General features: G+C 65.3%; 10 protein-coding genes and 1 pseudogene. 8 read left to right on the top strand and 3 right to left on the bottom strand.

From position 1 onward, the window contains the following. Positions 1 to 1,914, top strand: a 1,914-nt coding sequence (locus tag GPT33_RS13350) for a type I restriction enzyme endonuclease domain-containing protein (protein ID WP_296809716.1), incomplete at its 5' end; no start/stop codon positions are given. Between the two features lie 93 nt (positions 1,915 to 2,007). Here GPT33_RS13350 and GPT33_RS13355 read toward each other — a convergent pair. Continuing rightward, a complete protein-coding gene (locus GPT33_RS13355; protein ID WP_296809718.1) occupies positions 2,008 to 3,045 on the bottom strand; it encodes a helix-turn-helix transcriptional regulator in 1,038 nt (345 codons plus the stop codon). Positions 3,046 to 3,215: 170 nt separating this feature from the next. On the opposite strand from GPT33_RS13355, the gene GPT33_RS13360 reads away from it, so the two are divergent. From GPT33_RS13360 to GPT33_RS13375, 5 genes and pseudogenes are all read left to right on the top strand, one after another. Next, positions 3,216 to 3,578, top strand: a complete 363-nt coding sequence (locus GPT33_RS13360; RefSeq protein WP_296809722.1) for a hypothetical protein — start codon at positions 3,216 to 3,218, stop codon at positions 3,576 to 3,578. 39 nt (positions 3,579 to 3,617) lie between these two features. After that, a pseudogene (locus tag GPT33_RS18910) lies at positions 3,618 to 4,004 on the top strand (DUF1254 domain-containing protein); the annotation flags it as partial. Next, the gene (locus GPT33_RS13365) at positions 4,005 to 4,808 is read left to right on the top strand and encodes a DUF2092 domain-containing protein (RefSeq protein WP_296809724.1); all 804 of its coding nucleotides are present in this window, start codon (positions 4,005 to 4,007) and stop codon (positions 4,806 to 4,808) included. Then, on the top strand, positions 4,805 to 5,017 hold the full coding sequence (locus tag GPT33_RS13370; RefSeq protein WP_296809726.1) for a hypothetical protein: 213 nt from the start codon (positions 4,805 to 4,807) through the stop codon (positions 5,015 to 5,017). The genes GPT33_RS13365 and GPT33_RS13370 overlap by 4 nt, the downstream gene beginning before the upstream one ends. Positions 5,018 to 5,182: 165 nt before the next feature. Next, a complete protein-coding gene (locus GPT33_RS13375; RefSeq protein ID WP_296809727.1) occupies positions 5,183 to 6,529 on the top strand; it encodes a mechanosensitive ion channel domain-containing protein in 1,347 nt (448 codons plus the stop codon). 163 nt (positions 6,530 to 6,692) lie between these two features. Here the strand turns inward: GPT33_RS13375 and GPT33_RS13380 are convergent, their stop codons facing one another. Beyond that, complete coding sequence (locus GPT33_RS13380) at positions 6,693 to 8,228, bottom strand: TAXI family TRAP transporter solute-binding subunit (protein ID WP_296809728.1); 1,536 nt, start codon at positions 8,226 to 8,228, stop codon at positions 6,693 to 6,695. Between the two features lie 2 nt (positions 8,229 to 8,230). Continuing rightward, positions 8,231 to 9,439, bottom strand: coding sequence for a sodium/glutamate symporter (gene gltS / locus GPT33_RS13385; protein WP_296809730.1), 1,209 nt, complete (start codon positions 9,437 to 9,439; stop codon positions 8,231 to 8,233). Between the two features lie 208 nt (positions 9,440 to 9,647). Between gltS and GPT33_RS13390 the strand changes: the two genes are divergently transcribed. Together GPT33_RS13390 and GPT33_RS13395 are read left to right on the top strand one after the other, a co-directional pair. Then, the gene (locus tag GPT33_RS13390) at positions 9,648 to 9,899 is read left to right on the top strand and encodes a hypothetical protein (protein WP_296809731.1); all 252 of its coding nucleotides are present in this window, start codon (positions 9,648 to 9,650) and stop codon (positions 9,897 to 9,899) included. Positions 9,900 to 10,115: 216 nt separating this feature from the next. After that, positions 10,116 to 11,216: a transporter substrate-binding domain-containing protein gene (locus tag GPT33_RS13395; protein WP_296809732.1), complete on the top strand. Its 1,101-nt coding sequence runs from the start codon at positions 10,116 to 10,118 to the stop codon at positions 11,214 to 11,216. The last annotated feature ends 636 nt before the right edge of the window (positions 11,217 to 11,852 follow it).

Raw genomic sequence — 11,852 nt, forward strand, 5'->3', positions numbered from 1 at the left:
CTGCAAGGAAGAAGACTCTTCGGCGCCTTCGCGTTTAATCCAGAGACCGCGGCGTTCAATCCAGTCAGTGACAGGGCCAACATCGTTGTGCTGGCGGACGAGGCGCACGGCAGCCAATACGGCTTCGTCGAGGGCGGTGCCCGCTGGATGCGCGAGGCGCTGCCGAACGCGACCTTCGTCGGCTTCACCGGCACGCCGCTGGAGCGCGACGACAAGAACACCATCCATGTCTTCGGCGATTACGCGGACGTCTATGACATCCGCCAGGCGGTCGAGGCCGGCGCCACCCGGCCGCTGTATTACGAGTCGCGCATCGTCAAGCTCAAGGTAGACGAGGACGGCGCGCGGGTGGCCGAGGACGAGGTGGAGTACCTCGTCAACGCCGATGAGCTCATCCGCGTCCGGCTGGAATCGCTGGTCGGTGCACCGGAGCGCTTGGAGCGCTTGGCCGCATTCATCGTCGAGCACTGGGAGAAGCGGCGCGCAGCGATGGAAGGCAAGGCGATGGTCGTGACCATGAGCCGGGACATCGCGGCGCGACTCTACGAGCAGATCCGCGTGCTGAAGGTGGTCGTCACCGGAAGCGCAGATGACCCGGAGCCATTGCGGGACCATGTCCGCACCAAGGCCGCGCGCAAGCGCCTGGCCGAGCGCTTCAAGGCCCCGGCGGATGATCTGCGCCTGGTCATCGTCTGCGACATGTGGCTGACCGGCTTCGACTGCCCGCCGGCCCATACGCTCTATCTCGACAAGCCCCTGGCCGGACACAACCTGATGCAGGCTATCGCGCGGGTCAACCGGGTCTGGGGCGACAAGCCGGGCGGGCTGATCGTGGATCTGCTCGGGCTCGCCGACCAACTGGCCGATGCGCTCGCTACTTACAGCCGCGCCGGCGGCACCGGGCAGGCCGTGCGACAGGTGCAGGACGAGGCGGTGCCGGCGATGCAGTCGTCCTTCGAGAAGCTGCGCGATTTCTTCCACGGCTGCGACTACGCCGGGGCGCTCGACGCCGCGCCGCGCGATGTGCTGCCGGTGTATTTGACGGCCATCGATCATGTGCTGGGACAGGACGACGGCTGGACGCGCTTTCGCACCCTGGTCAAGGAGCTCGCGACGGCCTTCGCGCTCGCCGTGCCGCGGCCGGAAACCGACCTGATCGCACCGCACCTGGCCTTCTTCCAGCGCGCGGCGGCGATGATCCGCAAGCGGCTGGCGGACGACGGCGATCGCCCGGACAGCCGCGCGCGACAGCGCGACATCGACGCCGCGGTGCGGCAGGTGATCGGGGGGGCAGTGGATGCGGACGAGGTGATCGACTTGTTCGCTGTGGCCGGCCTCGACGAGGCGCGGCTGGACATCCTGAGCGATGAGTTCCTGGAGCGCGTCGCGGCTTTGGAGCAGAAGAACCTGGCCCTGGAGACGCTGCGTAAGCTCCTGAACGATCAAATCCGCAGCACCGAGCGCAGCAACCTGGCGCGCAGCCGCAAATTCCGCGAGGCGCTGGAAGACGCGCTGCTGCGCTACACCAACAAGGCGATCACGACGGCGGAGATGATCGCCCGCCTGATCGACCTGGCGCGGGACCTGCGCGAGGCGCAACGGCAGGGGGATGCGCTCGGGCTGAGTACGGAGGAGATCGCGTTTTACGACGCGCTGGCAGAGAACGCCTCGGCGCGCGAGGTCATGCAAAGCGACGCACTGCGGCTGATGGCCCGCGAGCTGACCGAGATGGTGCGTCGAATGCCGAAGCTCGACTGGACACAGCGCGAATCGGTCCGGGCCACCCTGCGGCGCAACGTCCGGCGCCTGCTCGCGAAGTACGGCTATCCGCCGGATCTCGCTGAGGGCGCCACCCAGCTCGTACTGCGGCAGGCGGAGTTGTCGACCGAGGATTCCGCTCGTGGAGCGGTGTAGAGATTCCGAAACCGCCCGAGATCATTTTCGTTGTCGTATCGATGATCGATGACAACAACGAATGGTCTCGAGACATCTGCCGTGCTGCACTCGTCACGCCGAAACACGACCGGCTCGGCGGTAATCCCTGGGGCTCATTCCGGTGAGCCGCCTGAACGCCCTGGAAAAGTGCGGCGCATTGCCGTAGCCGGCGGCATGCGCGATGTCGATGATGTTGCGAGAGGGATCGGCCAGCAGGTCGGAGGCAATGTCAAAACGCACCTCTTCGACGATCCGGGAATAGGTCAGACCACACTGAGCCAGCCTGCGCTGCAAGGTGCGCTCGCTCATGCCGGCAATCTCGGCCACCAGCGATAGATTCGGGTATCCCTGAGGGAGGTAGGGTCGGATGATCGCGCGCAGGGCGGTCACGAAGTCCCATGCTTCACCCAAGCCGGACGGCGTTCGCGTAGGGGTCGTCGGATCGTCGGCGCCTTCAAGCTGTGGCTGTGGATGTGCCTGGCGATCGATACAGGTTCGCGCGAGGTCTATCTGCGCGACCAGGAGCGAGCAAGACGGTTGGCCGGTCAGGATGCGGGTACTTCCGTAGGCCTCCAGCGCGGCGTCCGAGGGCTGCACGCGCGAGATGAAGGTGATCTCGGCCGGACACCAGGCAGCTCCGGCGGCACTGCGGATAATCGCGATGATCCCCTGGATGTTCAGCCATTCGGCGAACCCCACGAACGGATTGGTCTGAAACCCGCAGATCTCGAAAGCCACTCGGACGTAACCACCTTCGCGACGCGTGCTGATCTTCTGAGCGCTGTTTTCCCGATGGATGTGGTCGGCAACGGCTGCGATTCGAGCCAATCCCGTGGGAGCCGCGATCACCGCGCGCCGTGTGTCGGGATCGAGCGCTCCGATGGACATACCGCAGCCCGCGATGAATCCGAGATCCATGATCGCGACGTCGCGGTTCGATCGCCAAACCCATTCGAGGGCACGCGGAAAGCTGACATAGTCACCGGGCGTTTGCTCGATCGAAACGGGGAGTCGCGAACGCTCCAATTCCCGCTCGACAGGCACACCGATGTCTCGGAGCACCGCGATGAAGTGGATCAGATGCTGCGCCCGCACGAGTGGGATGCTCAAGTCGCTGACTCCGTGGTCGGATCGGAGGGGGACGCCCCCGCAGATTGGCGTGAAATGGTCAGACCGAGGCGACGAAGCCTGGCAGAATCCTCGGAAATACAAGGCTATCACGCGGACCATTTCGAACACATTCGTCGTCGCTGCGGCGACCGTCGTTGAGGACACTGACGATGAATACAGCGCAATCCTTGCAAAACCTGCGGGCCCGTCCGCGCAACGGCCGTTGGCTGGTCTCGGCCCTGGCACTATCCGGACTGACTGCCTGTGCCTCGAGCGGGGATCAGGTCTCCGGCGTCATGCAGGTGACGATCAAACCCGGCGACACCGCAAACTGCGACTCCAGCCCATGCCAGGTGTCCTTCCAGATGCCGCCGGGCTCAGGCACCTACGAGGTGACCGGCAACGAGGTCAAGATCGGCGACTTTCCCGCCGGAGAAACCGTCTCGCTCGGCAGTTTCTGGTCAAGCAACGCCATCAAGGTGGTCGGGGCCAATGTTCCGACGGCCTACGTGTACGTTCCATCCCAGCCCTGAGCCCGCAGCCCTGAGCACGGAAGCGCCGAGCAAGCGAATGCCGACAGGCTCTATTCGCTGGCATGGCTCGATCCGGGCAAGCAGCCGATGGTCTTCTCGCATCCCGACATGGGCAAGCGCCACGTCCTGTTCCCGATGTATAGCCTGTGGATGCCGGTGATCGAATCGGCCGGTAGCCGCACCAGCGTCGCGCTGACGCAGACCTTCCTGATCAGCGTCCCGACCGGAGCGTCGAGGTGCCCGATGGCACGATCCACATCAAGGTTGCGACACGTGACATGGTCATCCCGGGCCGCGCCTGTGCGGACGGAACCGAGGCCGGCTGAGAGGGTCAGTCATCCATTCCACACCGACAGTCCACACCAACAGGAGATAGACATTGAAGATCAGCCCACGGGAAATCTCGGCTCGAAGAGGTGCGCTTAAATGACGACCTCCCGCATGTTCCTTAATCTCTCCCCGCGCAGCCTGCCTGCTGCGGCGCTGTCCGTCATGGTCTTGCTGGGGACCTCCATGACGGCGAGTGCCGACGAGGCGGACGCCAAGCGGTTGCTCAAGGCCATGTCGGACTACTTGACGGCGCAGCAGGCCATCGCCTTCGACTACGACGCCATCCTCGAGGTCGTCACCAAGGATGACCAGAAACTCGCGCTTGCCGGGTCCGGTACCGTGACGCTTGATCGCCCCGACAAGATCCTGGCGACGCGCTCCAGCGGATTCGCAAACGTCGAGATGTCCTTCGACGGCAAAACGCTGACCTTGCTGGGCAAGGACCTGAACATCTATGCGCAGGAAGACGTACCGGGTACCGTCGACCACCTGGTCGATGAATTGCGCAAGCACAACCGGCCACTCCCTGCGGCGGACTTGCTGTTGACGAACCCCTACGAGGCGCTGATGGCGGATGTCGTCGACGTCAAGGATCTCGGCAGCGGCGTGATCGGTGGCGTCGAATGCGACTATCTCGCGTTTCGCGCCAAAGAGGTCGACTGGCAGATCTGGATCGCTCAAGGGGAGCACCCCTACCCATGCCGATATGTGATCAGCTCGAAGCTCATGAACGGTGAACCGCAGTACAGCATCGAGATCAGGGACTGGAAGACCGGCGACGCGGTCGCGGCCACGGACTTCAGCTTCACGAACCCAACGGATGCCACGAAGGTCGACCTGAAGAATCTCGAGGGTACCGATGAACTACCGAAACATTTCCAAATGGGAGAAGCGCAATGAAGGCATCGAAACGATTTGCCGTGATGCTGATTGCGGCGCTCGCCGCCATCGGTGGATCTGAATTCGGCGAGCAGCTTGCAATCCCCGGTTTTCACAGCCTCATCCCGAGTGCCGAAGCCATCGTCGGGCGCCCGCTCACACCCGTGAGCGTTGCCGGGGTGGGACGCCGCACCGTGCGGCGTTGCGCGGTCGGCGTGTATAACTGCTAACGCTCATCCGAAGCGCGATGCCGAGCTCGGGGTGAGCCCATTTCTCGGTGCATCCCGAACCTCGGCGGGGACACGGTTTAGCTCCCAGAAGGCCGAAGAGTATGCGAACCCGTCTCCTTCTCGTGACCGCCTGCATCCTGTGGGCCGCCTGGTTGACGTCGGCCTATGCTCTCCTGGTTGCGCAACGCCAAACCGATCCGACTCGAAGACATCCGCGCGATGCCGAACGAGCTCGGCGCTCGGCTCACGGCAGCGGACCTGCCGGGCTTGCCGCGCCTGATCGGCCAACAGCTCGCGGGCAGTCCCCCCTTCTGGCTGACCGTGATCGGCGCCGGCGCCCTGCTCTGGCGACGCCGAGCAATCATCTCAGCGACCGAATCGCTCACACCTCGGATCGGGAAACCCACCACCGACCGCATGAGCTATACCTGGCGGGTATTGGGTCTGACCCTGCTGCTCGCGGCACCGCTGCCCCTGCTCTCGGCGGTCACGGGCTGGCAGCTGCAAGGTCGACGGCGGCGCAACCGATACCCGATGATCTTCCGCACCTACCCCATCTGGTATCCGCTGATCGTCGGCGCTCCCTTGGCATTGATCGCGTTGGCGTGGACCGGTTACGTCTACACGGCCACCGCCTTTTCCGATCTGTTCTTGCTGACGCTCTGGTTCCTGGCTGCCCTGATGCTGAGCAACGCACTCGCCTTGCGTTGGCTACAGGTCACCAGAAGGCGTCTCGCCTACGATGCCGCCATGGAACGCCGACGTGCCGAGCGTGCGGAAGCCGCGGAGCATGAGGCGCTCGGCGAGATGGGCGAGCTGCAGTTCGAGGAGGAGGAGGTGGACATTACCGCCCTGAGCGATGAGACACGCGGGTTGATCCGCATCCTCATCCTCACCGCGGCCATCGTCGGCCTTTACCTGATCTGGTCCAGCGCACTACCGGCGCTGCACATCTTCGACGATGTGATTTTGTGGCATGGGACGGTCACCGTCGACGGCACGGAGCAGTCACTGCCCATCACGCTCGGGAGCCTCGGCCTGGCGTTGCTTTATGCCGTCGGCACCTGGGTGCTGGCGGATCGCCTCCCGGCGTTGTTGGAAATCGTATTGCTGCAACGCTTTCATATGACGGCTGCCGGCCGCTATACCCTGACCACGTTGACGACCTATGTCGTGGTCGCCGTCGGCCTGTTGTTGGTGCTCAGCACCCTGGGCGCGCGCTGGTCGCAAGTGCAATGGTTGGCGGCGGCGCTCAGCGTCGGCGATGCCGTCACCGTCGGCGACACCGACGGCGTGGTCACCAAGATCAAGATCCGCGCCACCACCATCCGCAACTGGGACGGCAAGGAGCTGCTGGTACCGAACAAGGAGTTCATCACCGGACGTCTGCTCAATTGGTCGCTGTCGGACCAGACCACGCGCCTGGTGTTGGCCATCGGCATCGCCTTCCCGCAGCGCGATCTGCATCTCGACACCATCAAACCGTTGCGGGTGCAGATCGAGCACACCTGACCGACGAACGGGCGTTGTTCAGAATACCGGCCGTGAGGTGGACGAGCGCGAGCGAAGTCCACCGAACACCTTCGAGGCGTACCTGCTATCAGGTCCGCTGCAAATTCGGCTGCGCGACGGCGTTCTTGTTCGTGGTCCTGCAGCGTGTCTGGGTGAATCACCTTTAGGACCCCGGACGGGTCGTTTCCGGTGATGGCGATCGCGGCGGCGACTGCGACAAGCGCTCGTAGTAGTCGATCGCCGCCGGATGCAGCGGAATGGTCAGTCCGATCCGGGCGCTGGCCCGTGTGATGAGCGAGCCGGCTGCGCTGCCGGCACGCAGGAAGTCGATGCGGTCGAACAGTGCCGTGAGCACACGATCGACGTCGGCCTTCGGCAAGGCCTCGCCGCTCGCGAGCAGGGCGGTCACGGCGACGGTGGGCACCGACTCACGTTGACCTGGATACGTGGACGCGGGCAGCTCGATGGGGACATAGCCTGTACCTTCTCGCGTCAGCAGGTCACGCAGCTCGGGGCCGAGCGGCAGCAGCCGAACACGGCCTAGAGCGGCTGCCTGCTGGAGCGCGCGGGCCGGGGCGCCGATGGTGGCGATGACGGCGTCGGCCTCGCCCTTGTCGAGCAATTCCAGCCCGCCGGCAAGACCGGTCTCGTAGACGGCGCCGAGCTCGGCCGGATCGATGCCGGCCGCGGCGAGCAACGCGACGGCATTCAGATAAGAACCGGAACCGGGGTTGCCGATATCCACCCGCTTGCCGACCAGCTCCTGCACGCTGCCGATGGGCGAGTCGGCCGCGACGACGAGGTGCAGCGGCTCCGGAAACAGGCTGGCCAGGGCCTGCAGGTCATACTGTGGGCCAAACGCGGCGAACGGCTCGCCGCCGAGCATTGCCCGGGCCGCGACGTTGTTCTGCACCAGCACGATGTCCACCTTCCCGTCACGCAGCAGCTCCAGATTTTCCTTGCTGCCGCGGCTCTGCACGGCGTTCGAGAGTGTCCCCTCGGCGATCAGCTCGGCGGCAAGCAACTGCGCCACGCGAGCGTACTCGCCGTCCGGCGAGCCGCCGGCGATGATCAGGGCCCGATCCAGCCGGTCGAGCCGCAGCGTAATGTCGGTGTAGGCGCTGTCGAGCACCTCGGTGATGATGCGCTCGCGCTCGAGGGAATGGTCGCCGGCATTCGCCAGCAGGGCGTTGATTTGCTCGATGATGCGGCGCGACTCCGCAGCGCCGGCTGGGCCTGCAGTGGCGACACCGACCTCCGGGCGGAAGACATCGACCGGCATCCAACCCTCGGCACCGCGTTCGAAGCTGACGCTGCCGCGGACATAGACTCGGTCGCCGGCACGGTTGCCGTCCTGTGCGAGTCCCTCGATGCCGCGCTCGGTGGCACCGAGCAGAGTGCTGAAGGCGGCAACGTTGAGCGTGTCCCAGGACGAGAAATCCAAATCGCGACCAAAGGTCAGCACGGCGTTGTAGTAGACGATGCGGCGTTGACGTCCGTCCGCGCCGGGGTCTAGCGGGCCGCTGCCGAGACGTCGCAGGCTGGTGATCTCCATGGCGTCGGCACCCAGGGCCCGGGTCAGACGCTCCTGCACCACCTGGGTGACGCCGGACTCATCCGGCCCCTCCGCACAACCGACCAGGAGCAGCGCCAGCAGGACGGCGCCGAGAGCAACGAGGATGCGGCTTGATGTCGGCATGGTCAGAACCCGAACCAGGGCAGCGCCAGGAAGCCCTGAATGACCAGTGCGTTGCAGATGTCGATCAAGAAGGCGCCGATGATGGGCACCAGGAGGAAGGCCATCGGCGACAACCCGTGGCGACTGGTCACGGCCTGCATGTTGGCGATCGCGGTGGGCGTCGCGCCGAGCTGGAAACCGCACTGACCGGCGGCAATCACGGCGGCGTCATAGTTGCGCCCCATGACATTGAAGGTCAGAAACACCACCAGGAGCACCGCGAGCAAGGCCTGGGCGAGCAGGATGATCAGGATCGGCAGGGCCAGGTTGACCAGCTCCCATAAGCGCAGCGACATCAGCGCCATGGCCAGAAACAGCGACAGGCTGACGGTCCCCATGAGCTCGATGGTGGGGCCGTCGATGCGGTACAACCCGCTCAGACTCAGGGCATTGCGCAGGACGATCCCCACCAGCAGGCACCAGACGAAGGTGGGCAAGGTGATGCCGGGGATGACCAGATGCTCGGCCAGCAGTGTGCCGACCCCCATGCAAAACATCAGGATCAGGATGGTCTCGATCAGCGATTCCGGGCTCAAGGCGCGGCGCTCGTCCCGAGGGACCTCGCCGGGACCGAGCAGACCCGGTGCCTGAACCCCAGGTTGCAGCCGGTGCCGGCGGATCAGCCATTGCGCAACCGGTCCGCCGAGAACACCGCCCAGGATCAGCCCGAAGGTCGCGCAGGCCATGGCCACCTCGACGGCGCCCTGCAGACCGTTCACCTCGCCGAAGACCTGCCCGTAGGCGGCGCCGGTGCCGTGCCCGCCCGCCAGTGTCGCCGAGCCGCCGAGGATGCCCATTAGTGGGTTGAGATCGAGCCCGATCGCGATGGCCACGCCGACGACGTTCTGCAGCACCAGCGCGACCACGACTGCGCCCAACAGCAACAGCAGCTTGCGACCGCCCTGCCCCAGCGTACGCACATCGGCGCCGAGCCCGACGGTCGAGAAGAAGATCAGCAGCAGCGGCGATTGCAGTCCCATGTCGAAGGACAATTCGGCACCGGTGCCGACCCGCACGGCCGTCAGCATCACGGCGACAATCAGCCCGCCGACCACCGGATCGGGGATGCTGTAACGGGCCAGAAAATCGATACGCCCGATCAGCCAACGGCCGACCAACAGCACCATGATGGCGAACACCACGGTCAGCGGAAGCGGGATTTCGATGGCCATGGTGTCTGACACCTCTGCGACGGCAATGGTTGGCGAGCCTCGCCGATTGCTGGCTCCGAGTCTATCGGATAAGTCTGCTCGATGACCATCCTACCCGACATGGCTGTCGTGCCCGTTTGGCGCGAAATGGTCAGTCGTGATATCCGATGATGCCGCACAATCCAGCCCGCGCCTCGGGCGTTGTCAAATCCGCGATAGGGAGCGACTCATGAGCCGACCACCGAACATCCCGGGCAGCGGCCGCCAAGGCATCCGAACGATTGCTGCGCTCTTCCTCTTGCAGCGCTTCGGCTTCGACATCCGCGCCCTGCCGGCCTCGCTCGGTATCGGCGGTCTGACCGTCGCCTTCGCGTCCAACGGGCTGAGTATCGCGTTCCCGAGTCAGACACTGTATCTGCGCGAGGACAGCGGGCAGAAAGCGTGTGAAAATACGCGGCAATCGCCTTCAACCACGCCCTGAACAACCTGCTGAGCTCCGGATGAGTCCGACGGTGAGTGCACCTCGGCACAGACGCAGGTCGACGGCGTTTTTCCACGATCCTGAACCGCGTCATCTCGAACGCTCCAGGGTCCGGCCGAGGCAGGTCCAATAAAGAGACGACGCATACCGCTCCGGACGCGGTTCAGCTCCAACGCCGACACGCATGCGGCGGCTCTCATCGATGCCCGTCGGGGCATGCACCCGCTGCTGACCGCCCTGCTGTTGGTGACCTGCCTGGCGGCCTCCGGGCTGGTGCGCGCGCAACCGGAAACGGAGCCGGAAGCCGTCGGGGCCGGCCGGGCGCCGCTGGTCATCGGCACCCGCCAGGTCCCGCCGTTCGCGATGCGGGACACCGACGGGAGCTGGAGCGGCATCGCCATCGATCTGTGGGCGCAGATCGCCGAGCGGCTGAACCTGGACTACCGGCTGGTGGAACTGGATCTAAGCCGGATGGTGGACGCCGTGGCCGCGGGCGAGTTCGATGCCGTCGCCGCGGCGCTAACCATCACCGGCGCGCGCGAGGAGCGGGTGGACTTCACCCAACCCTTCTACACCTCGGGGCTCGGCATCGCGGTCGTGCAGCACCCCGAGGGTGACTTCGTGGCGACCCTGCAGCGCCTCTTCTCCGGTCGCTTCCTGCACAGCGTGGCAGCCCTGCTCGGGCTGCTGACATTGATCGGAGTGCTGATCTGGCTGGCCGAGCGCCGCCGAAACGCCCACTTTCACGGCGGCTTGGCGCGAGGGATCGGCTCCGGTCTCTGGTGGTCCGCGGTCACGATGACAACCGTCGGCTACGGCGACAAGACGCCGATCACGGCCCTCGGTCGCGGGATCGCGCTCGTCTGGATGTTCGCCAGCGTGATCATGGTCTCCGGCTTCACCGCCGCCATCGCCACCGCGCTGACGGTCGGCGAGCTGCGGCACCCGATCCGCGGCCTGAACGACCTGTACGGCACCCGCGTGGTCACGGTTGCCGACAGCACCAGCGCGGATTTCCTGACGCGCTACCGGGTTCGGCACAAGAGCGCCCCGTCCTTGGAGCAGGCGCTGAGCCGCCTCGCCGCCGGCGATGCGGACGCGGTGCTGTACGACGCGCCGATCCTACGCTTCCTGATCGCCAGGGATCACGAGGAATCCCTGCGCGTGCTGCCCCGGATTCTGCAACGGCAGGACTACGGCATCGCCTTGCCTCAGCCCAGCCCGCTGCGCGAGCCCATCAATCGTGCCCTGCTGGACATCACCCGCGGCGAGGCGTGGCAAACCGTGCTGGAGCGCTATATCGGGTCCGACCAATGACCTCGGGACGAGCCTTCGGCCTTGGCCCGCGAGCGCGATGATGCGGAATCGTACGACGGATCGGTGTCTGCGAACCGGGCGATGCCGATCGCTCGTGCTTCGTTCATCTAACCTCCGCCGATCTTTCCGCGCTGCGGCACCGGCCGAGAGGTGCTGGGCGGATCTATGCTCGACCTAGATCTGCCGCCCGATGTTTGGTCCCGGGCGGCCGTTCTGGACGCATTGCCGCCGCTTGCGGTTCGCTCGTTGAGCGACTCAGTTGTCCCAAAACCTGTCACCGACCACCTCAGCCCGAGGCGCAGTCACTCGACCCAAAGCGGTCCCTGACTGCAGCGTGGGCAAGGTCAGCAATCGGATGTTGACCGGACGCAGATAGAGCGGAACAATTTTTTGACGAAGCATTGGAACCGCCCGATCCGGGAGGCTAAGGACATGCAAAGCCACAGCCGACGAGAAGCCTTGCGTGCCCTGCGCGATCAATGCGCAGTGGCATGGGAGATCGTTCAGCCCTTCATCATGCGGGTGTGCCGCCCCCGTCATCCCTGTTCGCTGACTCGCAGAGCACCCTTACCTTCGCCGACGTGGGCCGTTTCCCGCTCTAGTGCGCGGTCGCCGGACGTCCTGTCGCCGGTGGTG

Source organism: Thiocapsa sp., assembly GCF_011390875.1.
GTDB lineage: Bacteria > Pseudomonadota > Gammaproteobacteria > Chromatiales > Chromatiaceae > Thiocapsa.